This window comes from Rickettsiella massiliensis 20B (assembly GCF_000257395.1).
Lineage (GTDB): Bacteria > Pseudomonadota > Gammaproteobacteria > Diplorickettsiales > Diplorickettsiaceae > Diplorickettsia > Diplorickettsia massiliensis.
Genome location: NZ_AJGC01000002.1, coordinates 507,222 through 532,011 on the forward strand (window position 1 = coordinate 507,222; position 24,790 = coordinate 532,011).

The 24,790-nt window shown below is 37.3% G+C and carries 26 protein-coding genes, 1 tRNA gene and 2 pseudogenes; 19 read left to right on the top strand and 10 right to left on the bottom strand.

The window, feature by feature from the left end:
- Positions 1-77: 77 nt before the first annotated feature.
- The 4 genes from S3O_RS14515 to S3O_RS0108430 all read right to left on the bottom strand — a co-directional run bounded on the left by S3O_RS14515 (position 78) and on the right by S3O_RS0108430 (position 3,961).
- A complete protein-coding gene (locus tag S3O_RS14515; protein ID WP_010598663.1) occupies positions 78-1,292 on the bottom strand; it encodes an amino acid permease in 1,215 nt (404 codons plus the stop codon).
- A complete protein-coding gene (locus S3O_RS0108420) occupies positions 1,289-2,512 on the bottom strand; it encodes an amino acid permease (protein WP_010598664.1) in 1,224 nt (407 codons plus the stop codon). The genes S3O_RS14515 and S3O_RS0108420 overlap by 4 nt, the downstream gene beginning before the upstream one ends.
- Positions 2,509-3,435: an LpxL/LpxP family Kdo(2)-lipid IV(A) lauroyl/palmitoleoyl acyltransferase gene (gene lpxL / locus S3O_RS0108425; RefSeq protein WP_010598665.1), complete on the bottom strand. Its 927-nt coding sequence runs from the start codon at positions 3,433-3,435 to the stop codon at positions 2,509-2,511. Before lpxL ends, S3O_RS0108420 begins: the two co-directional genes overlap by 4 nt.
- Positions 3,436-3,607: 172 nt before the next feature.
- Positions 3,608-3,961, bottom strand: a complete 354-nt coding sequence (locus S3O_RS0108430; RefSeq protein WP_010598666.1) for a (2Fe-2S) ferredoxin domain-containing protein — start codon at positions 3,959-3,961, stop codon at positions 3,608-3,610.
- A 1,264-nt stretch (positions 3,962-5,225) separates the two neighbouring features.
- Between S3O_RS0108430 and S3O_RS19015 the strand changes: the two genes are divergently transcribed.
- The 5 genes from S3O_RS19015 (at position 5,226) to S3O_RS0108450 (ending at position 7,256) form a co-directional block, all read left to right on the top strand.
- Positions 5,226-5,378: a hypothetical protein gene (locus S3O_RS19015; protein WP_235776220.1), complete on the top strand. Its 153-nt coding sequence runs from the start codon at positions 5,226-5,228 to the stop codon at positions 5,376-5,378.
- Between the two features lie 18 nt (positions 5,379-5,396).
- Complete coding sequence (locus S3O_RS19845) at positions 5,397-5,588, top strand: Hsp20/alpha crystallin family protein (protein ID WP_328264374.1); 192 nt, start codon at positions 5,397-5,399, stop codon at positions 5,586-5,588.
- Positions 5,519-5,695 (top strand): Hsp20/alpha crystallin family protein, encoded by a 177-nt coding sequence (locus S3O_RS19020; RefSeq protein ID WP_010598668.1) that lies wholly within the window; start codon positions 5,519-5,521, stop codon positions 5,693-5,695. Before S3O_RS19845 ends, S3O_RS19020 begins: the two co-directional genes overlap by 70 nt.
- Positions 5,696-5,967: 272 nt before the next feature.
- A complete protein-coding gene (locus S3O_RS0108445; protein WP_010598669.1) occupies positions 5,968-6,258 on the top strand; it encodes a PA3496 family putative envelope integrity protein in 291 nt (96 codons plus the stop codon).
- A 2-nt stretch (positions 6,259-6,260) separates the two neighbouring features.
- Positions 6,261-7,256 carry an acetyl-CoA carboxylase carboxyltransferase subunit alpha gene (locus tag S3O_RS0108450; protein WP_010598670.1) on the top strand — a complete coding sequence of 332 codons (996 nt, stop codon included), beginning with the start codon at positions 6,261-6,263 and terminating at the stop codon, positions 7,254-7,256.
- 113 nt (positions 7,257-7,369) lie between these two features.
- On the opposite strand, the gene S3O_RS0108455 is transcribed toward S3O_RS0108450, so the two are convergent.
- Positions 7,370-7,888, bottom strand: a complete 519-nt coding sequence (locus tag S3O_RS0108455; RefSeq protein ID WP_010598671.1) for a disulfide bond formation protein B — start codon at positions 7,886-7,888, stop codon at positions 7,370-7,372.
- Positions 7,889-8,209: 321 nt separating this feature from the next.
- Here S3O_RS0108455 and S3O_RS20520 point away from each other — a divergent pair.
- Positions 8,210-10,048: pseudogene (locus tag S3O_RS20520) on the top strand (aconitate hydratase); the annotation flags it as partial.
- Positions 10,049-10,314: 266 nt separating this feature from the next.
- On the opposite strand, the gene S3O_RS0108465 reads toward S3O_RS20520, so the two are convergent.
- Together S3O_RS0108465 and S3O_RS20525 are read right to left on the bottom strand one after the other, a co-directional pair.
- Positions 10,315-11,304: an NAD(P)H-dependent glycerol-3-phosphate dehydrogenase gene (locus S3O_RS0108465; protein WP_010598672.1), complete on the bottom strand. Its 990-nt coding sequence runs from the start codon at positions 11,302-11,304 to the stop codon at positions 10,315-10,317.
- Between the two features lie 543 nt (positions 11,305-11,847).
- Entirely contained in the window at positions 11,848-12,042 is a 195-nt protein-coding gene (locus tag S3O_RS20525; protein ID WP_050816881.1) for an Rpn family recombination-promoting nuclease/putative transposase, read from the bottom strand.
- A gap of 467 nt (positions 12,043-12,509) precedes the next feature.
- Here S3O_RS20525 and S3O_RS0108475 point away from each other — a divergent pair, with 467 nt between their 5' ends.
- The 7 genes from S3O_RS0108475 to S3O_RS0108500 all read left to right on the top strand — a co-directional run bounded on the left by S3O_RS0108475 (position 12,510) and on the right by S3O_RS0108500 (position 17,875).
- Entirely contained in the window at positions 12,510-13,415 is a 906-nt protein-coding gene (locus S3O_RS0108475) for a hypothetical protein (protein ID WP_156792845.1), read from the top strand.
- A 32-nt stretch (positions 13,416-13,447) separates the two neighbouring features.
- Entirely contained in the window at positions 13,448-14,878 is a 1,431-nt protein-coding gene (locus S3O_RS0108480; RefSeq protein ID WP_010598675.1) for a hypothetical protein, read from the top strand.
- A 792-nt stretch (positions 14,879-15,670) separates the two neighbouring features.
- Complete coding sequence (locus S3O_RS17800; RefSeq protein WP_010598676.1) at positions 15,671-15,922, top strand: hypothetical protein; 252 nt, start codon at positions 15,671-15,673, stop codon at positions 15,920-15,922.
- Positions 15,923-16,026: 104 nt separating this feature from the next.
- Positions 16,027-16,227 (top strand): DUF927 domain-containing protein, encoded by a 201-nt coding sequence (locus tag S3O_RS20530; protein WP_408005677.1) that lies wholly within the window; start codon positions 16,027-16,029, stop codon positions 16,225-16,227.
- A complete protein-coding gene (locus tag S3O_RS15900) occupies positions 16,187-16,510 on the top strand; it encodes a DUF927 domain-containing protein (RefSeq protein ID WP_010598677.1) in 324 nt (107 codons plus the stop codon). The genes S3O_RS20530 and S3O_RS15900 overlap by 41 nt, the downstream gene beginning before the upstream one ends.
- Positions 16,501-17,205, top strand: a complete 705-nt coding sequence (locus S3O_RS15905) for a DNA/RNA helicase (protein ID WP_010598678.1) — start codon at positions 16,501-16,503, stop codon at positions 17,203-17,205. Before S3O_RS15900 ends, S3O_RS15905 begins: the two co-directional genes overlap by 10 nt.
- 295 nt (positions 17,206-17,500) lie before the next feature.
- Complete coding sequence (locus tag S3O_RS0108500; RefSeq protein WP_010598679.1) at positions 17,501-17,875, top strand: DUF5681 domain-containing protein; 375 nt, start codon at positions 17,501-17,503, stop codon at positions 17,873-17,875.
- A 31-nt stretch (positions 17,876-17,906) separates the two neighbouring features.
- On the opposite strand, the gene S3O_RS0108505 is transcribed toward S3O_RS0108500, so the two are convergent.
- A complete protein-coding gene (locus S3O_RS0108505) occupies positions 17,907-18,530 on the bottom strand; it encodes a hypothetical protein (protein WP_010598680.1) in 624 nt (207 codons plus the stop codon).
- A 207-nt stretch (positions 18,531-18,737) separates the two neighbouring features.
- Positions 18,738-19,437: pseudogene (locus tag S3O_RS20535) on the bottom strand (Rpn family recombination-promoting nuclease/putative transposase).
- Between the two features lie 227 nt (positions 19,438-19,664).
- On the opposite strand from S3O_RS20535, the gene S3O_RS17810 reads away from it, so the two are divergent.
- From S3O_RS17810 to S3O_RS0108545, 5 genes are all read left to right on the top strand, one after another.
- Positions 19,665-19,856 (top strand): terminase small subunit, encoded by a 192-nt coding sequence (locus S3O_RS17810; protein ID WP_328264375.1) that lies wholly within the window; start codon positions 19,665-19,667, stop codon positions 19,854-19,856.
- 583 nt (positions 19,857-20,439) lie between these two features.
- Complete coding sequence (locus S3O_RS0108530; RefSeq protein WP_010598683.1) at positions 20,440-20,958, top strand: 4'-phosphopantetheinyl transferase family protein; 519 nt, start codon at positions 20,440-20,442, stop codon at positions 20,956-20,958.
- Positions 20,880-21,233 (top strand): 4'-phosphopantetheinyl transferase superfamily protein, encoded by a 354-nt coding sequence (locus tag S3O_RS0108535; protein ID WP_083827734.1) that lies wholly within the window; start codon positions 20,880-20,882, stop codon positions 21,231-21,233. Before S3O_RS0108530 ends, S3O_RS0108535 begins: the two co-directional genes overlap by 79 nt.
- Positions 21,234-21,354: 121 nt before the next feature.
- Positions 21,355-21,672, top strand: coding sequence for a hypothetical protein (locus S3O_RS0108540; RefSeq protein WP_029463749.1), 318 nt, complete (start codon positions 21,355-21,357; stop codon positions 21,670-21,672).
- Between the two features lie 5 nt (positions 21,673-21,677).
- Complete coding sequence (locus S3O_RS0108545) at positions 21,678-22,481, top strand: integrase (RefSeq protein ID WP_408005668.1); 804 nt, start codon at positions 21,678-21,680, stop codon at positions 22,479-22,481.
- A gap of 266 nt (positions 22,482-22,747) precedes the next feature.
- Here S3O_RS0108545 and S3O_RS0108550 read toward each other — a convergent pair.
- Positions 22,748-22,823, bottom strand: a tRNA-Phe gene (locus tag S3O_RS0108550).
- Positions 22,824-23,725: 902 nt separating this feature from the next.
- Here S3O_RS0108550 and S3O_RS0108555 point away from each other — a divergent pair.
- On the top strand, positions 23,726-24,784 hold the full coding sequence (locus S3O_RS0108555) for a protein kinase family protein (RefSeq protein ID WP_192805929.1): 1,059 nt from the start codon (positions 23,726-23,728) through the stop codon (positions 24,782-24,784).
- Positions 24,785-24,790: the final 6 nt, after the last annotated feature.

The following is a 24,790-nucleotide window of genomic DNA, read 5'->3' on the forward strand; positions in this document are numbered from 1 at the left end:
CAGAACTCATTCCTGGTTTAGTCGATAGTGTATCGGATGTGTGGCTTCTTTTCAGTAAAAAAGAATAAAAAAATAAATTATTTTATTTTTATTTCCCTAAAAATGTCATGATCGATCGGACAATGATAATCGAGGTGGCAAGAATGACCAAGCCTAATAAGGGTTTCCCCCCGCGTACTTGATAAGCAGAAGTGATTTTTTTTTTGATATCGTCTCGACCAAGTCATTAATGCAGGCAGTAAGGCTAATAAAATGACACAACAGACGCCCGCGTAATTCAATGCGCGCACAAAGGTGTTTGGAAAAAAGAATACAATCAATAGTGGCGGTAAAAACGTGAGAAGTGCGGTAATTGTTTTTCCAGAAAATGTATTTTTTAAGTTTAAACCGTCACGTAAAAAATCATAGAGACTTAAACTCACACCTAAAAAAGAGGTCAGAAGACAGATCGAGGTAAAGCTCCAAATGAAACCGGAAATGAGTTTTACGTTGAGTGTTTGGCTTAACTGGTGGCTTAATTCGCTGGTTGAGCGTTGGGTATGAGCAATGTATTCGAGACTGCCTGGACCTTTAAAAGGCAGAATACCCATCACCGCCGCATTCCACAGAAGATAACAAATCAGTGGAATCAGGCTGCCGATCACGATAATACGACGTAATTGTGCGACATCACTGTGAAAATAAGAACGTAAGCTGGGAATAATCGCGGCAAATCCAAACGAGGTAACCATTATCGTTAAACTCGTTGGGAACAGGTCAAAGGATTCACGATGAAGCTGAGTCGATGACAAGTAAGGAAGTAACAAGAGAATGAGTAACGCATAGATGAGTAATTTACCACCCATGAGCATGCGATTGAGATGATCGACCGACTGGATACCTTGATAGACAATCAAGCCAAACGCAAAAACAAACAGAATTGCGCTGACTTTGAGTGAAATTGAAAAATGGATTGTCTGGAGTGATCTTTGTAAAAAATCAGCGCCACCGGCTGTATACGCTGAGAGTAGTGAGACCAGGAGGAGTAGATAACAAAGCCAAGTGAGCATCGCACCCGTACGTCCTAATGTGGTTCGAGCCATGGAGACAAAATGGCTTTGTTCAGGAAATTCGAGGTTGACTTCCAACAAAAGTAAACTCCCCGCGAGCATCAGTGCCCAACAGGCGATAAGAAATAAACTACTATTAATAAAGCCAAGTTGTGCCGTGGCCAAAGGTAAAGCGAGCATTCCTCCACCCATCGCATTTCCCGTAATCAATAAAATACCACCCAATTGTTTGCCATTGATCATGAGTTGCTTAAGATCCGATAAAACGAAGAAGAAGGAGCCCACAGGCTACTAAGCCTATAAAAAAAAAGTAAGACTTTTCCACCCAAGACACGATAGCTATTTGTCTGCGACTGCTGTGAACGCCCACTCCAAGCCATGCCGACGGGTAAGAGGATTAACAGGAGAATACAAAGAATACCCGCCTGTGAGAGCGCTTGAATAAAAATATGGGGGAAGAACCAAACGAGGATTAAGGACGGAGTAAATGTGAGGAAATAGAGCCCGCTTTTAGGTACTTTTTTAGTGATACGTTGGCAGCCATCCTTTAAAAAATCAAACAAACTTAAGGAAACACCGAGAAAAGAAGTGGCTAAACAGATAGAGGTAAAGACTTGCGCAATCTGCGTAATTCGAGGTCGATTTAACCAATAACCTAGGGTAGCCATTAGATTCCCCGTAGCGTGTCCAGAATGCAGCAGTGTCGTTAAACTTTTTTCTCCCGTGTTTGGAATCACACCTCTTATCACCAGCACCCACAAAAGATAGCAGATCAGCGGAATAATACTGCCAAGGAGAATCGATCGTCGCAGTGAGCGTGTGTCCCCGCGAAAATAGATGCGTAGACTTGGGATCACAATCGCAAAACCAAAAGACGTGATGATGACCGCCAGACTCTGAAAAAGAGTCCCCTTCTGGGCGGTAGGTGAACTTACATACGTGGAGGTGAGGAGTGTCGTTGAGATAAAAGGAACCAGTAAGCTTACTAAGCAAACAAAAAGGAGTAATTTGGCCCACATCAATCCTCGATTAAGATGGGCGACCCATGCGATGCCTTGATAGACAATACTGCTCAGTAGCACTGTAAATAATAAACTGGCACTTCGACTTCCGAGGTTAACTCCTAAGTGAAGAAGAAGATGACGCAGCACATCGCCTCCTCCCGCGATATAGGCAGAAAGTAGCGCATAAAGTAGACACAAATAAATCAACCAAGCAAATAGCTGTCCCGCCCAACCCAAGGTCGAGTGCGCCATGCTAATTAGATTATTGTCGGCAGAGTGCCACAGATTGACTTCTAATAACAAAAGGGCGCTGATTGTCATCACCGCCCAGCAGGCGATGAGTGCAAAAAGCGTTGCCATCAAACTGAGTTGCGCCGTGGCGACCGGTAAAGCCAGCATTCCTCCACCAATACTCGTACCGATAATAAGCAAGATGCCACCGATTAAAGAACGATTCATTTTGGCGATCCTGTATAGAAATCGGTTTGTGTGTCAGGACGAGTTTTAAAACGGCGATGAATCCAAAAATATTGTTCAGGTGCGAGAAGGATCGCTTTTTCTAAAGCTTGATTTAAGCGCGTGGCCGCTTCTCGTTCATTGAGATGTGTGAGATCTACGGGGCTTAGTGTAATTTGATAGCCTTTCCCGTTGGGTAAACGACGATAAAAAGCAGTGAATGTTTGCGCAGAAGTGAGTTCAATATAGCGTTGTGGGGTGGTAATTGTCGCCGTTTCAATTCCAAAAAAAGGTGCAAACACACTGTGTTTCGGACCGTAATCTTGGTCATAAGCATACCAAACGGTACCATTATTTTGCAAAGTGCGAATAATTGATCGAATACCAGAGCGTGGGATCGACTGCATTTGTTGGATATTACGTTTGCCTTTTAAGAAAGAATTGAATACTAAGTTTGTTTGTTCTCGGTACACAACCTGGATCGGAAATACTTCAGAAAATAAATGACCACACAATTCCAGTGAACTAAAGTGCGCGCTTAAGAGTAAAACGCCTTGTTTTTTAGCGAGCGCCTTTTCAAGATGTTCCCGGCCTTCGATATGCAACAAAGGACGTAATTTTTCGATAGGTGTCCACCAAGCCATCGTCGATTCGACCACGCCCATACCGAGTGAAGCAAATTGTTCTTTTAAAAGTTGTTCACGTTGAACTTCCGATCGATTTGGAAAACAACGTGAGAGATTAATCCGGGCAACATGACGAAACCGCTTTAAACTATAAAAGCCGATCCATCCAATTCCTCGACCTACTGCCAGTTGCTGGTGATAGGGGAGTTTATTCACGAGATATAAGAATCCCAAACCTAACCAAGTTAACCAATACTTGGGATGAAAATGTTTGACGCGCTCACGTAAAGATAGCTTCATTTGTGTTTTTGTAGCCGAAACCCTTTAGCGCATCGGTTTAGTCTGTGTGACATAAAACCTTTACATAATGGGCAAAGAGAAAATGGTACAATAATAGGCATCGTGCCTGGATTGTCAACCTTTAAGTCTATCGGCCGCGTAGGTTTTCACTAGAGCTAGGTTCCTCTAACGCTTAGTTTTCGGTAGTAGAGGGGGCAATGTTCTTTCCGGGCGAGCGGCAAGCCAGTTCTAAGCGCGGGACGCGCTGCTGTAAAATAAAATGACTGGTAATAATTTCATCAATATCTTGATGTGTGCGGCAATGGTACCAAATTCCTTCTGGATAAATGACTAATACCGGTCCTTCCGAGCAACGTCCTAGACAGCCGGCTCGATTGACACGCAACCGCTGACTTTTATTAGGTAGTTTTTTTATCTGTTCTTTTAAATAAACGAACAGGGCTTCAGAACCGCGTTGTGCGCAGCTATTTTTACCTGAATCGCGGTGATTGATGCAGAGAAAAAGATGTTGATCGTAGTAGGACATTGGGTTTGATTCTCAGTGAAAAAATGGAATTCCGTTTTTTGCTGGATGTTTGGCCTTTGTGAGATTGGATGGATCAACAAGGCAGGCCCACGAGAAAACTTATTTTCCAGGTTAATGGAAATAGAACATGATTTCTTCTTTACGTCAATGCATTTGCTAATTGTTTAAATAATGAGTGTAAGTAGACATTTAAGAAACGGCTTCCTTTGGATGCATAAAGTTTTAGCCGTGAGTAAGCGTTATGTGTCCTAAAGATATTGAATTATAAAGTGAGTCTATTAAAGAATTAGAAAAGGAGATTGAAAGATTACAAACTACTAAAGAAAAAATGAAAATAGAGTTAGATAAATTTAATGTATACAGATTTTTACTGCAAAGCACTAAAAAAGTGCCAGAACTGTTAGCAAGGATCGAAGCTCATATCGATGAAGGGAGGCAACATTGTATCGTATTAACTGAAAGGTTGAAAAGCTTGTATCAAGGGCTTCAATTTTTTTCACAAATCAATGACCCTTTGCACGCTCGTTTTCAAAGACCTCCTGAAAGTCCTGGTCCATCTTCTTCCAGGTAGGAACTTGAGACGACGATGACTGAACCTATGACTTTAGGTAAAGAGATTAAATTTTAGCGTGTTATTGCGGTGCTGTTTTAAATTCTTTCTGTCATTTCTTGAACATAAGGAAACGACAAAAAGGCAGAAGAAATTCAGTAAAAAATTATTTTTTGTTTATTTAAGCGATGATACGCTAATTATTATTTGACAAAATTTTCTCAGTTAGAGATACAAAGTATATTTTTTAAAAGCGCAGAATATAACAAATAAAACAGGGTCGATGAGCGTTTTGAATGATTGTTATTCCCTATTCTTTGAATTCAATTTGCTTAATGCGTCGAGTAAATGAATATTTCTTTAAAGTTCTATTTTTATGAAATAGGATTAAGCCAGCCCTTATTTTTATGAGCCGGGATCACTATACAGACACTTTTACAAAATATAAAACTACTGCATCGTTATCAAGTCGTGTTTGTCCACAGTTTCTGTGTAAAAAACTGTGGATAAGATGTTGTTGTAAGCGGATAAGCGTTATCATGGTGTTGGGAATAAATTTTGGTTAAAAAATAACCTAAAAAGAAAGTTTGCGTATTGGGTACCGCGCACCCTCAAAAAAAGCATCCTTTTTCGATAAGTCATTGAGAGAAGGTAGGATTATTTGATTTTTCAGTTAAACTAAATTGGCTTTTGGGAAGACAAGGAAACGTGATTATGTCGAATACAGCGTGTTATCGATCTGCCACACTGTTACAGCACTTACAACGTTTATCTCAAGAGTGGGATCGTTTTTTTGAGTTGTACCCATTAGAAGATGGTTCTTTAGTGGAAACCAGTCATTGGGCACCGTGCGTAGACATAAAATAAGAGTTCAATCGGTTTATTATCTATGCCGATCTTCCTGGCGTCGATCCGAGCGATATTGAGGTATCGATGGAAAAAGGCGTGCTGACCATAAAAAGGACAGCGAAGTCCCATTCAAAAGAAAAAAAGCAGGTTATACACGAGTGGAGTATTTACAAGGTTGTTTTTATCGTCGCTTTTCCTTACCGGATACGGCGGAAGCGGAAAAGGTAACGGCTCAAGGGAATCAGGGCGTATTAGAAATTATTATTCCTAAACGTCAAAAGCCAAAAACAAAGAAAGTGAAGATTGTTGCCAAAAAGCAGAGAACACGCGCTTAACCGGTCGGTGGGAAGCCCTAACTCATCAATGGTAGTAGAAGTGAATGATGTACTTTAGAGTACGATGATTAGGGAATAAGGCGGCCGATTTGGGCGTTGGCGTGTTGAAATTTGACGTAATAGTTAGGTGTGTTGACTCAGGACAAATGACCTAGAAGCAGAATGAGACCCGGATTTTTTCTTGAATAGAGGTTCTGCTTGCCAAAGGGGGGGGACACCTACTAAAGTAGGCCGTGAAATAGGCGGCTATTAATTTAAAATAGGTAGGATCTATGGAGTACGAAAAATCTGATGTCTTACTAGAAGAAGACGAAAATGACCCACATAGTGACGTAGAGTTACCTCTGAATATTTTATATGATGAAGATGATGATTTAGATGTAGAAGAGTTGGCATTAGCCGATGATTTAGATAAAAAAACGAAGACTCTACCTCCGCGTTTTTCTCTGGAGAAGCGACGAGCGATTGAGGACTATTTAGAACAAAGACGTTTACGAGAAGAATTTGATTATGAATTTGAATCGGAAGTCGCTGATCAAAATAAAGCAACTGAAAGTGAGTAATTATGGGACTCAATTTTTTAGATTTTGAACAACCTATCATTGATATTGAAACGCAGATCGAAGATTTACGTCAGGTTGGAAACAATACAAAAATTGATTTGAGCGATAAAATTGAACGTTTAGAACGTGATCGTATTAAATTAGCGCGTTCAATTTTCAGTCAGCTAACGCCTTGGCAGGTGGTTCAATTAGCACGCCATAGCCATCGGCCTCGTTTTCTTGACTATATTGAACATATTTTTGACCATTTTGATGAATTACATGGTGATCGGCAATTTGCCGATGATCGCGCGATCATCGGTGGGTTAGCGTATTTAGGCACTGAACCCGTTATGGTGATTGGTCAGCATAAAGGACGTAATACGGTGGAAAGAGCGGCGTGTAACTTTGGGATGCCGAAACCGGAAGGCTATCGCAAGGCCTTACGCTTAATGCAGCTCGCTGAGCGTTTTCGACTACCTGTTTTGACGTTTATTGATACACCTGGCGCAGATCCGGGCGTTGCTTCCGAAGAGCGCAATCAAAGTGGCGCCCTTGCTGCGAACTTGCAAGCAATGAGTCAATTGAATGTACCCGTGATTGCGACGGTGATTGGTGAAGGTGGGTCGGGTGGCGCATTAGCGATTGGCGTGGCGGATCGCTTATTAATGCTGCAATACAGTGTTTATTCTGCTATTTCTCCAGAAGGTTGTGCGTCGATTATTTGGGGTAATAAAGAGAAATCCTCTGCGGCCAGTGTCGATCAGGCGGCGAAAACAGTGGTTAATCACGCAGCAGAAGCGGCAGCTATTATGGCAATGACTGCCGATCGTTTGTTAGATCTTAAATTAGTGGATCAAGTGATTGAAGAACCATTGGGAGGCGCTCATCGAAATCCAGCAGAGATGATGAGACGACTCAAAACAGTACTCCTTGAGCAATACGCACAGCTTCGTCAAGAAGATCCACAAAGTCGTTTAGAAAAACGCTATCAACGGTTGATATCACTCGGTCTTTGATGGGTTGCCCAAGCCGAAGTTATGGATAGACAGAGGGTCTGCCGAGTGAGTTGGTTTAGATAATAGGGGTAAATAAAATAAACGATCCGCTAGGTGGTGTGTTTGCCTATTCATTAAAATAACGCGTTGCGCTGATTCATGATGCGGTTTAAATAGACTTGACGTAAAGTCAGGACAATCAAAAATAAAAATAACAGTAAAGACCACATCGGGATACTTAAACCTAAGAAAGACCATGGACTTGCGCCGCAATTACTCGTTCCTTTAAAAAACAAGTCAATCACTTGCTGAAAGAAAGCCGATTGATTGAGTTCGGCTAGACTGGCTTTGCAACTGATCAGCTTATCGGAAGGGAAATGTTCTAGCCATAATTGTCGACTCGCAACGGCTGCGCCGATGGCGGACAATAAAAAAGTGAAGGTATGTAAAAAAGAGCGAGTCGTAGGTGAAAAATTAAACAAAGCCCCCATCAAAAAAAGAATACCCAGACAGGTGATTAAGAAGCGTTGAATGATACACAGTGGGCAAGGGACAAGTCCTAAGGTGTATTGTAGATAAGCACCGATGACTAGGAACGTGGTGCAAATCAGAAAAGCAATAAAATCCGTCCAACGCGTAACGGTTAAACTCATAACTGAATCCCAATATAATTGTGAGGCCTTAGTTTACTATAGATCTTTTTAATTTCCATATACTTGTCTTAAGGTTATATAATTATCTTTTTTGGCTCTTTATTGCGGTATGAAAAGTTTGATTGTCTACGCGTTCATTAAAAAAGAGTATTCTATTTTTATAGTAAATTTTTTCGTATAAATCGATTTTTACATTTGCGATGAATTCTCTTTAAAGGATAGTCGAATCGATCGTCTTTAAAAAGAGACGATCGATCAATGAATGTCGCTTATGCAGAGATTGACGAGCGTCGTCTTCGATCAAGCACTATAATCAGCAACATGGATTGTCGGAGTCAATTCGCGTCAAGGAGGATTCACGTGTCATTAAATTTAGCTCAAAAATTGATCCAAACCCATCTCGTACAAGGGGATTTACTGCCGGGTAAAGAAATCGGTATTAAAATCGACCAAACGCTTTGCCAGGATGCGACAGGGACGATGGTGATGCTTGAGTGTGAAGCAATGAATTTGGATCGAACCAAAGCAGAAGTGTCGGTGCAGTATATCGATCATAATTTACTGCAAACCGATTTTAAAAATGCGGATGATCATCTTTTTCTCTTAAGTGCCTGCCAACGATTTGGTCTTTATTATAGTGGCCCGGGTAATGGGGTGAGTCACCCTGTGCATATGGAGCGTTTTGGCAAACCAGGAAAAACGTTCTTGGGTTCGGATAGCCATACTTGTGCGGCCGGCTCATTGGGGATGTTAGCGATTGGTGCGGGTGGACTTGAAGTGGCAATGGCCATGGCAGGTAAACCGTTTCATTTTACGATGCCTAAAATCTGGGGCGTCAAGCTGATCGGAACCTTGCCCAATTGGGTGAGTGCAAAAGATGTTATTTTGGAGATGTTACGACGTCACGATGTAAAAGGTGGGATCGGAAAAATTATTGAATATTATGGACCAGGATTACAGAATCTTTCAGCGATGGATCGTCATGTGATTGCCAATATGGGTGCAGAGTTAGGAGCAACGACTTCCGTGTTTCCTTCCGATGAACGAACCCGTGAATTTCTAAGTTCACAACAACGTGAAGGCGATTGGTGTGCTTTGGCCGCTGAACCTAAAGCACATTATGATGAAGACGAAGAAATTAATCTTTCTGACTTAGAACCATTAATTGCTTTACCTTCGAGTCCTGGGCAGGTGGTGCCGGTCAAAGACGTTGTTGGTCGACCTATTCATCAGGCGATGATAGGTTCTTCTGCGAATCCAGGGTTACGTGATTTTGCAATGGCTGCTGAAATCGTCGCGGGTAAACAAGTTTCCCCGGGTGTTTCTTTTGATATTAATCCGACATCACGCCAAATTTTAGAGAATATGACAGAGCTTGGTATTCTAGAAAAATTAATTCGCGCAGGGGGACGAATTCATCAAGCGGGTTGTAACGGTTGTATTGGGATGGGACAGGCGCCGGCCACTGGAAAAATTAGCTTACGGACGGTCCCGAGAAATTTCCCGGGGAACAGAAGAAGATCAAGTTTATCTCTGTAGCCCCGAAACTGCGGCCGTTTCAGCGTTAATGGGTCAAATCACTGATCCACGAACATTCAGTGCACAAAGGGATTATCCTGTTTTTCATGAACCCAAAACGCTACGTATTAATACTGCGATGTTAATTGCCCCGGAGAATATACGAGCACCATCTCGGCTGGAAAAAGGACCGAATATCCAGCCTTTACCACAGTTTCCGAGTTTAGCCAGTCAAATTGAAGGGCCCGTCTTAATTCGAGTGGGCGATAATATTTCAACCGATACGATTTTACCCGCGGGCGCGAAAGTATTACCGTTTCGCAGTAATATCCCTGGAATTAGCAAATTGATCAATTGGATCCGAGTTATCCAGAACGTGCTTTAAAGTTTCAGCAAAGCGGCTCATGGATTATGGGTGGACAAAATTATGGGCAAGGTTCTAGTCGTGAGCATGCCGCCATTGCACCCCGTTACTTAGGTGTTCGTGCGGTGCTTGTAAAAAGCTTTGCACGAATTCATCGTCAAAATTTGATTAATTTTGGTATTCTGCCTTTAGTGTTTGCACATCCAGCAGATTATGATGATATTGATAAAAATGATGTCTTACAGATATGCCACCTTAGGCAGCAATTGACACAAAATCAAATCCTGACCGTCACTAATAAACGAAAGGCAATGCCTATGCCGTAAAACACTTGCTGAGTGAATTGCCTGAAAGCGATCTAATCGAAAAAAACAAAACACATAGAATATACAGAAGAAAGCATTGAATCATTTCAGAGTAGATCTCTTCTCTGTACAGGGATCTTGTTGCAATGATTCTAAAAAGTGTTGTATTAAATTCTTAAACATCGCAAGCCTTTGCTGAAATGAAGTATCTGCCACGCTTATTATACGTATGTTTGAGATTATGAAGCAGTCGTTTGGTTAAAAAAATCCAAGAGTATAGTCATTGGGGCATGTTTGTATAAAATCCGGTAAACCGCTGTACACAAAGGCGCCTCGACGTGAGGATGTTGTTGCAGAAGATAAAAAACATGTCGCGCAGCGACGAGTCCCTCTGTCGTGCCGATGGATGCACTGGCTTTCTCTAACGTTTGTCCTTGCCCTAATGCTAAACTACGGGATTGATTATCGGTGCAGGTCAAAATTAAATCGCCTAAACCAGATAGACCGAGAAACGTTTCTTGTTGTGCGCCCAACGCACGTCCAAGTGCGATCATTTCTGTTAAGGCTTGAGTCATCAGGGCCGCTTTCGTATTCGCACCGAATTCCAAACCATCGACAATACCCATTGCGATAGCAATTGTATTTTTAACTGCGCCACCCAGTTCCACGCCTAAGACATCTTGCGTACAATCTACTCGAAACTGTGGACTGCGAAAACGTTTTGCGAGGGCTTCTAAAAACGGTGGTTGTTGCGAAGCTAACGTGACCGCGGTGGGAAGTCCGACCGCCACTTCTCGCGCAAAGCTGGGGCCAGATAAAATGGCTTTGTCAATCGATCCCAATATAGCTTGTGCTATTTCATGAAGTGGTTGATGCGTCGTTGCATCTAACCCTTTTGTGGCCCAAACTAACCGATGATGGGGTTTTAAATCCGCCGCTAAATGATGCAAGGTATCGCGAAAAGCGAGGCTAGGTACTGCAATCAGAATATCTTCTACTGGAGTAATTGTTTCAGCAATGGTTTTTAATGCAACAATGGTTTCAGATAGACGATATTCAGGAAAATAACGAGTGTTATGATGCGTTTGATTGATAGCGGCTACTTGTTGTGGATCATAAGACCATAATCGTACCGCTTGACCTTGACGTGCAAGATGAATCGCTAAGGCCGTACCCCAGGCACCGGCACCGAGTATCGCAATAGGGGGCAGTGAAGAACAATTTAGCATCGAGCATATCCAAAAATAAATCAGGTTGAGTGAAGTCGAAGACGAAATTCAGTCGTCGACACAATGGTTTTTTAATGCTTGCTTGATGTGAACTCTCAAAGAAAATCAATAAACAAGAATATAAAAATGAGCGCACAACGCTTGGTCATTATAAAGAGTTCATGACGAGGAGTCGATGGTGAGTGAATATATAATCCTTAAGGAATAAGGCGTTAATGAGCGCTTTTATTATTTATGACTCGAAACAATTTGTCGAAAAAGCTCGGTAGCAGGAGGCAAATTAAAAGGGTAATGTAAGGAAAAAAATAAAAGCTAGTTTTCTAAACAACGTATTTCTTGTTCAGAAAGATATGTTTCTGAATAAGCTCTAAAAGCTCGAGTTTATGATGATTTGAAAAAGTTTCATCCGGTATCCAGCGTAAATCTATGAAGATAGGCACTTAAAAAGTGTTGGTGTGTAAATCGGATCGGCAAAACAGTCAATCAAGCTCAGGCTATCGGGATAAGGCGCTACTTTATCATAGTAAAAAAGCATACAAGCCACTACAGGCAATTTTTATATCCTTGATCAAGGTGTTGCTTCATGATAGCTAACTTGTAACGGAGCATCCGAAACCGTATCACTTTATGTAGTGAACTTTGATGTTCAACGTTGATATAAACATAACCTTTTGTGCCGTCGATTTTAAGGGAACACAAGATCTCGGAATGTTGTTGTGAGCGTTCTTCTTCAATCAAAGAGCCGATTCAATGTTTAGAGAACTTAAATTCATTTTTGTTCGAGAATGAGGTCTAAGTAGTTTTTAATAAAGGTTCGTGCTACATCAATATCACTGAAAAGTTTTTTAAAAATTGCATCAGGTGGATTATGAATCTGCAGTGAAATGGATGGTGATTTTTCTTCTCAGTAGGAAAGTTATTTTATTTAATTCTATTTTAGTTTGAATCCGTCGTTGATCCATCGCACTTGCTCTATTTTAAAATTCTCTTCTTAAGATCAATCTAAAAAAATAAAAAAATAAAATTTCTCCTATTTAGAGTAATATTTTTGTTGCATAATTTTTTTATTATTATAATATTAAATCTGGTTCATAAAAAAAGAATTTGTATGAAAAATCAATCCAAAACTAGTGACTTTATTGTTGAAAATAAGCCTTTATTTTGTGAAGAACAAAAAGGAAAAATTTTTTCATTATATTATTCTTATGAGCATTATCGACACTATAAACCGTGGCTTGTCAGGCTTATCAAAAAAAGACAGGCAACGTATATTATCGCAGATCCCCGATCGACCTAAAAGCTATCCTGTCCATAAAAAAGATTATTATGATAAAGACTTTGTTGAGCGCATGGATGTTGCCGAATACCTTCTTAATCAATTAGGTTTGGTTCATTTAAGTCATCAATTTCCTCCTCATGAGGAAAATATAAATGATGATCCACTTGTTTTTACAGTTGCTTCTGAAGAGTTTGTGAACGTATTATATCGCGAACAGGTTAATGGTGTTTGTGAAGCTTGGAAAAACGGGTTTGCTCCCTCCTTGATAGTTTGCAAAAACAATATATTACTATTTAAATATTATGGCGTAGGTTTTCTTATTCATGAAGTATTTCATTTACTCAATATTCCACATCTACACGAAACAAATCCCGAAGAAACGAATCAACTTTTAATCTATAACGCGCCTACTAAAAAAGGTTATAGTCTTGTTAATTACGGGATAAATTATACGCCACTTTCTCTTTTTTCTATCATGCATTATGATTTACCTCGAGAAGGTTTTCGTCTTAATGAAACCAGGGCACAAGAATTATTAGTCAATTTTAATTTTTCAAACGATCAGATCACACACTATTTTAGTTTGCTTGAAACTTTCGGAGGTGCAGATAGGCTGTTAACTTACCAAGATATTCAATTATTAGCTCAAGCAGTATATATCCATAGTCCGACCAGTTTGATGGGGCGCAAATTGCAGTTACCTTATTATTATTTTATAGACGCAGTTTACTCGAAATCCGATCAAAAAAAGCAGATGATTGATTTTATTAATGCGTTTAGAATAGCAGAAAATTTCACTTATTCATTATTAGCTCAAAAAGATATTTTTTAGAGTTAACAGCAAGAATACCCTTTACTATAAATTTGAGAAACGAATTAAAGATAGTCAGTTTAAACGATCAAATAATTCATTGTTTTCTAAATTATTCTAACCGTTTTTCGAGCATTTCAGACGATTGTATTTTACAGGCCAATATTCCACGTGATGCTGAATTTAATATCACAGTTTACATTGATGATACTTATAATAAAATTCAACGTACAATAAGATTAATAGTAAAAAATCCGATAAAAGTTTTGTTATTAGGAAGAGCTCAGCCAATCTATGAAAGTCGTAATACAACAGTAGATTTAAGCTCTCTGTGTGCCGCAGTTGCTTACCCAGTACACGATGAATTTCAGTGTGCAATTGAAGATTTACCTGAAGATTGGTTACAGAATAATTGTTCAGTCTTTAGGAAAAATTTACAAAATAAAAATATTAGCGTTACTTTTTTTAATTCAGCAGTTAATAAGACTTGTCAGATACAGTTTATGCCCAGAGCTGAGAACATAATATTGAGTAGTTTACTAGAAAATAATACTTTATCTAATAGTTATCTATCTGTTAATCAGTCGATCAACACAAGCGAGATCATTTCTTATTGGCCAGGGGGTGATAGTTTATTGAATGAACATTCATCTTTTAATGAATCAATAAATTCAAGCGCTGTAAGTGCTTACGCGGCCTATTGGCATAATCCATATACTGTAAATGAATCACAATTTACCAAGAGTTTACGTGATCAGGTAGATTTATCTGAACTCATCTCTGAACAATTGATTAATGATCTCAAACACGTTTTTTATATAACGGGTATTCCCATTTTACAAGGTGTTTTTGAGGGAGTCATCGATGAAACCCAGTTGTCGGCAATTAAAAAATCTATTCTAAAACTAATACCACGTATTGGTTTAATAAGTCTAGGTTATTTTTCATCTTTACAGATTCCAATCTTATTATTTTATAGTCTTTCTGAGTACTTTATCAGTAAGCATCTAATAGAGAAGCAACGAATCGGCATCAATCATCTTCTTAATGGATTATTGTTTTTGATTGTTACAGAATTAGAATATGGATTTTCTAATTTGTGGGAATTATCTGATAAGCTAGAGTTTTGGCCTGAGCTCTCAGCGCGATTTAACCAATTATTTCTACAATTTTTATTTGCTCCTACGTTAAAATCAGCAAGTTATTTAACTACATTAACTTTTTTAAATTTTATTCGATCAAATAATAAACAAGAACAGAATCAGCAAGACATCGATCAAGACATGGATAAAGCTTTCATTGATAATAGTACTACTAATTTAGCGAGTAATCATTGCTCTTTTTTTAATTCATTAAGTAATGCAGCAAGTGTTGTCTTTTCTAAGAAAATACTTCGCTTACCGGGTTTATTTATTAGAGAAATCTCTGATAATTTAACAGAAAAAGAAAGCCAGAATTCTAGTAGAATTTATGCTTGCAAATAAGGAAATAAATTTATCAGTTTTAAATCTTATGATAAAAGTATCATTTAATTGGTCCGATAGTTAAATAAGTATTGGTTCGTTATTTTTATAAATAAAGAAATTTATTTATAAAACTTTCAGGCTGTTTCAAAACTTAATTTTTTCTAGTTTAAAAAAAATGAGAATGGACTTATTTTAGGGTGCTTAATTCTGTAAGCACTAGAGCAGAAAAAGAAGTTATTTTTGGATGCTATGAAAAGTAAGTTCACTTTATTAATATAAAGACTAAAATAACTCTCAAGACTTTGAAAGTTATTTTAATCAAGCGTATCTAGATGAGATGATTCTCTATTAATAGATGATATAAAAAATGTTTAGTCATTCTTTAACAATGTTCTCTTTATCTCATCATAGATTGTTTGTTGCCTTTCCCTTTCAGGCCTCAGCTTAAATTTTAAGTTATTAAAAAAATAAGATTATTAATTGTGGCGGTCATTATAATTGTCACGCAAAAGCATATAAAAGCATGTTGCTGTCCCATAAAACTCCCGCACGGTTTTTTTTCGTTTGTTATTGTAACTAATTCTGGTGAATAGTTTTTGAGAAGGCTAGCGTATTATGAGTTTTTTGTTATAAATTAGCTAACTAGTTGATGAAATTATGTTTTGTTTGTTTTTGAGTGATAAAAAAGTCACATTTTGTGTCTAGGTGATTCATCTTAAATCAATAACTTAGGTTTGAATTTTGCCAAAGTCTTTGATAGCTATGGGTCACTAGTTGATCCGTTTTAAACTATATAGACCACCAATTTGGATGGATGATCATCGATCAGTTATTGATTTAATAAAAAAATTGTTATGTGAAATATTTAGAGATATTAAAAAAGTTCGCTCCTTGGAAGCAGAGCACTATCACGATGCAGTCCTAACAGATAATAAAGCCACACTTCAAGGAAGTGATATTCCAATAGTCAGAAAAGCAACGATTAATTTAAATTCTAAGAAACCGATTCTAGGACTTGGCGATGGTTGTATTAAACGATCCTATTGGTGGACAGGGTGCTAATAGTGCGTTTAAAGCGGCTGCTTTCTACCTTAAAGAAATTAATGTGCGTTGTGTAGGTAATACTGGCTGGCACAAGCAATCATTTATATTAGGGGATAAAATCTATTACCCTTTCCTCTGAAAATGAAGAGACTTTAATTTATCATAGCGATTACACTCTGCATAACTATAGGCAATTAGGCGCCAGATCAGATGAATGGACTCATAATATTTCCTCTTATTGCGCCGGTAATTCACGATTGATGCTTGCAGTAGCCATGGCGTTTGCTGGCCCCACTCGTGGGCTTATTAGGTTTAGAAAGTGATAGTTTTCATCTTGTGGGAGAAAGCAGCATCGGAAAAAGTACCGCTTTAGCCGTGGCCGCTTCAGTCTATGGGAATAAAGACTACGTCCAGACACTACGTGCCACAGATAATGCTTTAGAAGGATTGGCTGCACAACATAATCATGCATTACTTATCCTAGATGAACTATCGCAGCTTAGTGCGCGTATTGCTGGCGAAGTATTTTATATGTTAGCGAATGGTCAAAGTAAAGCATCTGCATTTAAAACCGGACAAGCTAGAAACAGAGCGTTATGGTGTTAGTTTTCTTAACCAGTGGTGAATTAACTTTAAGAGCGCACTTAGAAGCAGCGGGACAAACCATTAAAGCGGGACAAGAAATTCGTTCTGTGAATATTTCCGCTGATGCCGGCAAAGGTTACGGGATATTTGAAGACTTGCATGGTCATAAAGATGGCGCAAGTTTATCTAATTACTTGAAAGCCCAATGTCAAAAGAACTATGGTACTGCTATTGACGCTTTTTTAACCCATTTAGTGAAGGAAGATAAAAAAATGATTCTGAAAAAAAGAAATGAGATAGCGCAGATTTTTTTGACGCGTCTCAAGGGAGATGACGCACACGGGCAAGTTAAACGCGTAGTGGAACGATTTGCTTTGCGTTGCTGCGGCTGGAGAATTGGCGATAGAATGGGGTATTGTAGAGTGGCTGTGGGTGATTGCATCGAAGCGGCGTTTACCTGTTTTGAATCATGGATAAATGACCATCGGGAGAGTGGGTTGAGCTCTTCTGAAGAAGAAAAAATAGTAGAGCAGGTTCGTCATTTCTTTGAGTCACGGTCATCCCGTTTCGATACGTTCATAGCTCAATCATCCTTTAAAGGAAATCGAGCCGGTTTTAGAAACGAGGCACAGCAGGGAAATACCGCCGGTGATTATTTCGTTTTTACGACGACCTTCAAAAAGGAAATTTGTGAAAACTATGAGAGCCTCGGTTAGTGGCAACTATTTTAAACAAAAAAGGTCTTTTATATCCTCCTAAAAAGGAAAGAACATGACTATATCGATACGTGTACGATCAGATAATAATAAACAGTATCGTTTGTACCATTTTCCTTCTCGGATTGTTGAAGCAAAGGTGGAGGAAAAAAATCAGGAATAGCAAAAAACCTCTGTAACAGCTGTAACATTTATAATAAGATAAAAAATGTAGTTAAATCAATGATTTATATTGATATTACAATGTTACAGGCTATTTTTACCAAACCTGAAAAATAGAAGGAAAAAACAGAAAATGAAATATCAACCAGGCCAGAGCGGTAATCCCAAGGGTAAGCCGAAAGGAGTGTTAAATAAAAAGACTCGTTGGCTAAAATTGCTTGAGTCTCACGCCGATGAGTTGGTGGAACAAGCCATTGAATTAGCAAAGTCAGGCGATACTAATACCCTGCGTTTCTGTTTGGAAAGAATTATACCTAAAGCAAAGGATAGTTCGATTAATTTAAAGTTACCGCAAGAGCTAGACCAGCCTAAAGCCTTGCTCGAAATAGGTAACGCTATCTTAAGGAGCTTGGCTGAACAGGAAATAACCCCTGACCAAGCTAAGTTTTTGATGAGTGTACTTACTGCTTATCGAGACACAACTTTAATGGAAAAGCTGTGTCATTAAATTAACGAAATAAAATTTTCACTAGGTAATATTACCTAAAAGATAGTTGTATTGTTCTTTCAATTTGAGCCAGCTCTTGCTCGATTTGGCTAGTGAAAAATAAGGAATTTTTTGGGCGTTCAGGAAGAGTTTTTATAGGCGCATAATAACTATCTGGCCCATCTAATAAGATAACATTATGCTCTGTAATAATATGGCGAGTGTAACCTTTGCCGGTTATAAGATTAATTATTTCGAAGAAGATAGATTTTACCTCTAACAAGAATTTTTCTGATTTTGTTTTAAAAAAATTATCTTTAATAGTTTCGCTTATAGATTCTAATTCGGATTCAAACTGTCGCATATTTTTCTTGATTGTATCTAAATCTTTCTGTTCTATTTGTTCATTAAAATCAATTGTATCGCTTAATTTAGTTAAGTTACTGCTTAAGTCAAGGTAGACTTTAGTTAAGGACTTAAAAGCTTTATTCAACTTATTTATATCCTTTGTTTCTGCCTCAATCTCGACTCCTTGGTGGGTTATGTCAGTTAAATGATTTGTTTTTCGTTGATAATTCTTAATTTCTGTGTCTAATTCTTGGTAGAAACCACGAAATTCTTGTCTAAGTTTGTCTGTCCATTTTGTAATAGCAGCAGCTTCGTTATTTATAGTCATATATACCCTTCTAATTGTTATTAAACTTGTATAATAATTATATATGTTTATTAAGCCAAATTGAATATGTAGCGTAGGTTAGAAATATATTTCAAAGATATTTAACGCGAAAGTAAACTTATTTAAGCTAAATTAAGCAAATCTTGATCAGATAAGCCTGTTATTTCCTTAATGAGTTCATGGTTTAGTCTTTTAGCTAACATCTTTTTAGCAATAACAAAGTTCTCTTCTCTTCGGCCTTGCTGTAGGAAAGGCCTTAATTAGTTCTTCAATTAAATGTTGAGCTGCCTTGGGCTCAGTCTCATCTTGAGTCGTTGATAGTACATAGTTTAGCATATCATTCAGGTAGGAAATGTTCAGCTGTTTGATTATATTTTGCACAAGCTGGTTTTGTAGCATTTTCCTCATAATAGATAAGAAGTTCTTATCTCTCTGATGCTTAAATAGCATTTCTATGAGAGCAGCAAGACCATGCTGGCTAATTTCCTCATCCGAAAGTACAGTAAGGTCTATAAGTTTAAAGGGTTTAAAACCAGCTTACGTGCCAACTCAGGATCTTCGAAGGTATCATAAAGATCATTCGTATAAGGATAAGGCGATGCTTCCCCATGGTATATGCAAAACGGCAAGATAATGGGTAGTTTTTATGTCCTTGCAAAAGATGTTCATAACTTAGGGAAACTGTAGAATGTAAAAAACGAAAGGCCATCAAGGAATCAGGTGTTGATTGATGCTCAAACAGAAAATTTAAATAACCTGGCTTATTATTAATAAGGCACTTATAAATTATATCGCTGCGGATCTCACGAAGCTGCGGAATAACAAAGCTTTTTTCAGTTAATGCCAAGGAATTAAGATCAATTTTTTCGTATATTTCTGGTTCAAGGTGAGCTTTTAGAATATCAATCGTTACTTTTTTTCCTTTAGATTGCGTTTAAAAAATTTGTCATGGGGCTGATGAATGGCGATGGTCATTTTTATTTTCCTTGCTTTAAAATTGAGTAGTAAGATTTTTATTTTCGTTTACTAAATGGTCAATGAAATGGAATTTAGATAAAGATGGCTAATCAAACCCATTTACCAAATGGATTAACTCAAAAGCAATTCACTTTCTATAACAATCTTATAACCCAAATGAAAGAGAGCGGAAAGATGGACGTTAAGCGAGCTGCTCTGAGTGCTGCGTTTTCGCCTAAAAATTATTCGTCTATAGCAAGTCGTCTTCTCAAGAAGCCAGAGGGTCAAGCTTATCTCAAGTCGCTACAACAAGAGTCTATTTATGCTGCTGTCGCTCACTTAGACTGGGTGATGGAAAAGCTGGTATGAATTGGCAAGCTGGCATTGCAGATGATAGAACCATTAACGCAAAGTATGTTAAAGATTCTTTAAGTGCACTTTCTAAAATTAATAAAACTTAGGGCCATTATGCCACAGAGAAAAATTTTGATCGCAGTATGGAGGTGGATGATGTGCAAAAGGCTAAGCTGCACGAGCTGATGTTTAAAGTATGAGAGGAACTATTTATGTCCAAATTCTCTCGTTTGATTCAAAAATTTAGTGCTGATTACGACACACGATTTTTAATATTTTCTTCAATCTCTTTCATCTCTTGATTTTTCTGGTGGCCGAAGGCGGAATCGAACCACCGACACAAAGATTTTCAGTCACGCACTTAAATTATAAGTAATTGAAAAAACAATATTTTTATTTGTGGCGGCCATTACAATTATCACGCAAAAGCACATAAGAGTATAGTTCACTCCCGCAAAAGTCCCGCACGGATTTTTTAGATAATAAGATACTCGAATATTGAAATTAGCATTTAAACTTAGTAAAGTTAAATAATTATTTAATTCAACAAAGTTTTTTAGAACGCAGATAAGTATATTTTTTATAAGATTATAATAATATGAATTCGATTTTATGGGAAAGGCCGCCAGTCAACTTATCGATTTCTCGATCAGAATTACATATTTGGCTAGTCGATCTGAATAACGTTAACCACCCGTTCAATCTTTCACCTGAAGAGATAAAGCGTTCGGAACGTTTTAAATTTGCGCGCGATCAATATCGTTATCAAGTAACACATAGCATGAAGCGGTTGATTCTGGCTAATTATTTAGATTGTGATCCGCAATGCTTACATTTTAAAATCGAAAATTATGGAAAACCTGCACTAGCTAATTTACAAAGCCCATTGAAGATTCAGTTTAATATATCACATTCGCACGACCTTATTCTTATAGCAGTAACAGTGGAAGATCCGATAGGTATCGATATAGAATATAACGATAAAAAGAAATCAATAGAAAGTCTAAGCGAAACTATTTTTTCTCCATCTGAAAAGAAATTTTTTTTAACTTTGAAGAGTCAACGAGAAAAGGAAGAAACTTTTTTCGTTGTTGGACTAGGAAAGAAGCCTTTTTAAAGGCTAAAGGAATAGGTTTGGCGGTAGATCTTGCTAATATTTCCGTTAATCTGGACGAAATTGCAGTGACGCTTGACTGGTTGAAAATTTCGACTGTTGAGCAAACAGAGCTTTTAAACTGGAAGCTTTTTCCATTAAGTATTGATAATTTATATACCGCCGCTGTAGTTGCTACTTCTTTTCAAAAGAATTTATTCACTTATGATACTCAATTTTTTATAAAGACCTTAAATGGCATCTCTGGTTTTCAGAAAAAGAATATAGTTGTTTATTAGGCTTAATTAATTATAGTATATTACTTATATGTTTAGTTAATTACCGTATATGCATTTGATTTGAAAATTAGAGTATTTTATTGATGAAGAATTAGTATTTTTATACAGATGGCTACTTGTAATGGACTTTATGAAAGAGAATAAATGTTATTTAGGAAGTATTGGTTACGAATTGGGCCAACAAAAAAATATTTCTGAGCTCCATTTTTTTGACCATGAAAAAAATTTGTTAGATATTTTTAAAGCCATAGGCTTATCTAATTATACTGAAAGTCAGTTAAGACCACATGAATTAGCGAAAGCAGCGATTGAAAAAACTTTAGCAAAGAATTTTTGTTTGCTAGACTTGATCGATTGTATAGTGCTAGCTACCGATAGTTTCTGGGATGAAGCAATCTATAGCAGATCGCAATTTAATATCATAATGAATGATTATTGAATTCAATGTTATTGCCAGGTCGTGATATAGTTGGGAAGGTCATCAATGAACCTGTCCAAGCATTCAATACCTTTTTAGATCGGTTTGAGTTTGAGCTAATGCCAGAACGCAAACTAGCTGTTCTTACAATCAAGGAGCATAAGAAAAAGTTAGTCCATATTCGTAAAGAGTTAGGTGACAAATTAATTGATGAGTTATCGATTAAAGAAGTTTCAGAGTTTTTAGATAAATTCCCATCGGTTTCGTCAAATCGTTATCGAAGTTTACTTATAGTAATTTTTAAGTATGCAATAGTGAAAGGTTTATGCAAAGAAAACCCCGTTGAGAAGACGCTGCCAAAAATGGAAGAAAAGAAGCGGCAGCGATTGGAGTTAGAAGGATTTTTGGATATTTATAATTACCACGAAGCAGAGCCGTGGTTTAAGAATGCAATGGACTTAGGTTTACAGACTTTGCAGAGACGGGAAGATTTAGTTAATTTAAAGTTTTCAGATATTAAAGAGCGTTATTTGTATGTTATCCAGCATAAGACGGAGAAACATGGAGATTCAGCTTATCTTAAAATTAAGATAACGCCTATATTGCAAAACGTTTTGAGTCGTTGCCGTGATTGTTTTTTAAGTCCTTTTATTCTCCACAGAAAACCTGATAAACATAGTAAGCAGAATTATAAAGCAGAAAGTAAGCAACATTTCACTCAGATAACACCAGATTATCTGACAAGGACATTTTCTAGTATCAGAGATAAGCTGCCGCGATTCAAGTCAATACCAATGGCGAAGCGTCCCACCTTTCACGAGATTCGTTGATTAGGAATCAAACAATATGAAAATCGTGGAATTGATGCACAAGCGCTGGCTGGGCATGCAACACGAGCGATGACAGATAAATATAAGGAAGGACATGAGCCACAGTGGACAGAGGTGGAAGCTGGATTAGATTTAACAAATTCAGATACCGGAAAGCAAGCTTAATGAAGATCAATAATTTCGAGTTAGTTTTGGTATTATTTTGGTAATACAAAAAATTGAATCTGAGGTAAAGAAGTTAACTTGTTGATTTTAATTGAGTTTTCTGGTGGCCGAAGGCGGAATCGAACCACCGACACAAAGATTTTCAGTCTTCTGCTCTACCGACTGAGCTATTCGGCCAAAAGATAAGCGTGGCAATTATAATCGGCCCATTCGATTTTAGCAATCCCTATCGAAAGGAAATGGCGTAAAACAGTAGAGGGGCTCTAAGCATCGAGTTAATTAGCTTATAAGATGCAGCGGCTTTAGGCTTCTTCATTCATTTGGTTTAAAAGATTATCTCTTCGCTGATACTTTGGATAAAGCTTAAATTTAATCAGCAGGAGTGATTTAACCCATGCTTTAAAACAGTCGGCTAAACGATTTAGTGCGTATAGGGGTAGCGCTCAATCGCTTGAATAAATAGGCGATGAGTCAAAAAATGAATGGAATTAAAACTCATTATGCGTAATGTGCAACAATCGAAGCAGATTATGTCGTACGTATAAAATGCTTGCTCATAAAAAAGTAATCACTCTATCAAAAAACTTAAAATACTTAACTAATTTTTTAAAGATAAGTAATACCATATCGTATTGAGAGTAAATCGTTAGTTTACTATTTGTAGAATCAGTTTATATTTAAATAAATGATGATTTTTATTTATTTAGTATCGGTTTTGATTATTAAAATATAATAATTTCCATATATTAAAATATTGTATTAAAGATATTTTATTATTATGCTTTGACTTTATAATAAAAAAATTTTTATATTATGACTGGCGCACCTAATTATATTGATAGCTGTATTAATCTTTCCTTATTAGATTTTTTCTATATTTAATTTTTCTTGTAGTAGACATTTCTCAAATAGATCTTTCCATAGATTTAACTAAAGCCGGTCTTCCTGAGGTAGATCTGGCCAAGGTTAATCTGACTAATGTTGACTTGACTAAAATTAGTTTGAATAAAATTGACTTTTCAAAAGTTGACCCGCATCTGATCTGTTTAATGATTTTTTTTCCTTATCTTAAGCAGAAGATGAGTGAAGTAGAAAAAACAAAAGAAAAGGCTTTCCTTTTGCAGTCTGGTTTTTATGATTATCATTGGATACATCCGGAAACAAAACAGCGATATAATTATAGGTTTGAATTTAATGGTAATATTTTGGTTCGTCATCAAGAACAAAAAGGAAATTCTAAAAAACCAAAAGATGGGTATCGTATTGAAGTGCTCGGCAAAGCAGAAGATAAAGGGGGCGCGTTTAGTCTGATTTATCCTGTCTTAAAAACAATTTGTTTGAATTCTGATTTTACCCTTAATGAAAAAAAACTATATTCGGTTTCATCGAAAAAGCGAATAGTAAAAAAACAGAAATTATTTAAATATTCCTTCAGCGAGCAGTGGAATATAAAACAGAAAATAGGAACAGATACTGATCCTATTTTAAAGCATACAGTTTCATTAATAGAGATAGAAAGAGAAGCGACCTTACTTAAAGCTTATTCTAAGATAAGCGCAAAAACACCTATTAAATTTGAAAGCCATCTAAATAAAGATCAATTTGTATTTCAAGTTATGAAACAAGTACCGGGTGAAAGGCTCGATTATTTTTTGGGGTTACATACAAACAAAGAAGTATTTCCTAGTTTTCAAACTCGATTAAGAATATTTTCAGCTCTTATAAAAGAAGTTAGAGGTTTACATTGTAATCAAAAAATTATTCATTGCGATCTTAAGCCAGAAAATATTTATATTAATTATGATGAAAATAGTTCTGCTGCTGAAATAACTTTACTTGATTTAGGTGGAGGATTTTCCAAAGATCAAGGTGAGAAGTTAGGGTGTTCTAGACATATGACGAGTTTTTATTATGCACCTGAACAGCCAACTCAGGAATTCCCAACTGAACAAGTCGATATTCATGCGCTCGGTCAAATGATAAAAAGAGATTTTTTTCCACTTGATTTGCAGTTTGAGAGTCGATTCAGCGAATTGTCGGTAGATGAGAAAAAAACTTTTCTTCTTATAGGGAAAAGATTGAAAAAGAAACACTTTCTAACAGTGAAAGAAAGCAAAAAGAAGCGTTACAGAATCTAGCTAGGT

Bases quoted from the DNA above. Each gene is read 5' to 3' on its own strand.
- lpxL (WP_010598665.1), bottom strand. From the start codon at position 3,435: ATGAAGCTATCTTTACGTGAGCGCGTCAAACATTTTCATCCCAAGTAT.
- S3O_RS15905 (WP_010598678.1), top strand. From the start codon at position 16,501: ATGGTGTTAGTTTTCTTAACCAGTGGTGAATTAACTTTAAGAGCGCAC.
- S3O_RS0108465 (WP_010598672.1), bottom strand. From the start codon at position 11,304: ATGCTAAATTGTTCTTCACTGCCCCCTATTGCGATACTCGGTGCCGGT.
- S3O_RS0108445 (WP_010598669.1), top strand. From the start codon at position 5,968: ATGGAGTACGAAAAATCTGATGTCTTACTAGAAGAAGACGAAAATGAC.
- S3O_RS0108555 (WP_192805929.1), top strand. From the start codon at position 23,726: ATGAGTGAAGTAGAAAAAACAAAAGAAAAGGCTTTCCTTTTGCAGTCT.
- S3O_RS0108475 (WP_156792845.1), top strand. From the start codon at position 12,510: ATGAGCATTATCGACACTATAAACCGTGGCTTGTCAGGCTTATCAAAA.
- S3O_RS0108540 (WP_029463749.1), top strand. From the start codon at position 21,355: ATGGACTTTATGAAAGAGAATAAATGTTATTTAGGAAGTATTGGTTAC.
- S3O_RS0108430 (WP_010598666.1), bottom strand. From the start codon at position 3,961: ATGTCCTACTACGATCAACATCTTTTTCTCTGCATCAATCACCGCGAT.
- S3O_RS14515 (WP_010598663.1), bottom strand. From the start codon at position 1,292: ATGATCAATGGCAAACAATTGGGTGGTATTTTATTGATTACGGGAAAT.
- S3O_RS0108530 (WP_010598683.1), top strand. From the start codon at position 20,440: ATGAATTCGATTTTATGGGAAAGGCCGCCAGTCAACTTATCGATTTCT.
- S3O_RS0108505 (WP_010598680.1), bottom strand. From the start codon at position 18,530: ATGACTATAAATAACGAAGCTGCTGCTATTACAAAATGGACAGACAAA.
- S3O_RS19015 (WP_235776220.1), top strand. From the start codon at position 5,226: ATGTCGAATACAGCGTGTTATCGATCTGCCACACTGTTACAGCACTTA.
- S3O_RS0108450 (WP_010598670.1), top strand. From the start codon at position 6,261: ATGGGACTCAATTTTTTAGATTTTGAACAACCTATCATTGATATTGAA.
- S3O_RS0108500 (WP_010598679.1), top strand. From the start codon at position 17,501: ATGAAATATCAACCAGGCCAGAGCGGTAATCCCAAGGGTAAGCCGAAA.
- S3O_RS0108455 (WP_010598671.1), bottom strand. From the start codon at position 7,888: ATGAGTTTAACCGTTACGCGTTGGACGGATTTTATTGCTTTTCTGATT.
- S3O_RS17800 (WP_010598676.1), top strand. From the start codon at position 15,671: ATGGATGATCATCGATCAGTTATTGATTTAATAAAAAAATTGTTATGT.
- S3O_RS17810 (WP_328264375.1), top strand. From the start codon at position 19,665: ATGAAAGAGAGCGGAAAGATGGACGTTAAGCGAGCTGCTCTGAGTGCT.
- S3O_RS0108420 (WP_010598664.1), bottom strand. From the start codon at position 2,512: ATGAATCGTTCTTTAATCGGTGGCATCTTGCTTATTATCGGTACGAGT.
- S3O_RS0108545 (WP_408005668.1), top strand. From the start codon at position 21,678: ATGTTATTGCCAGGTCGTGATATAGTTGGGAAGGTCATCAATGAACCT.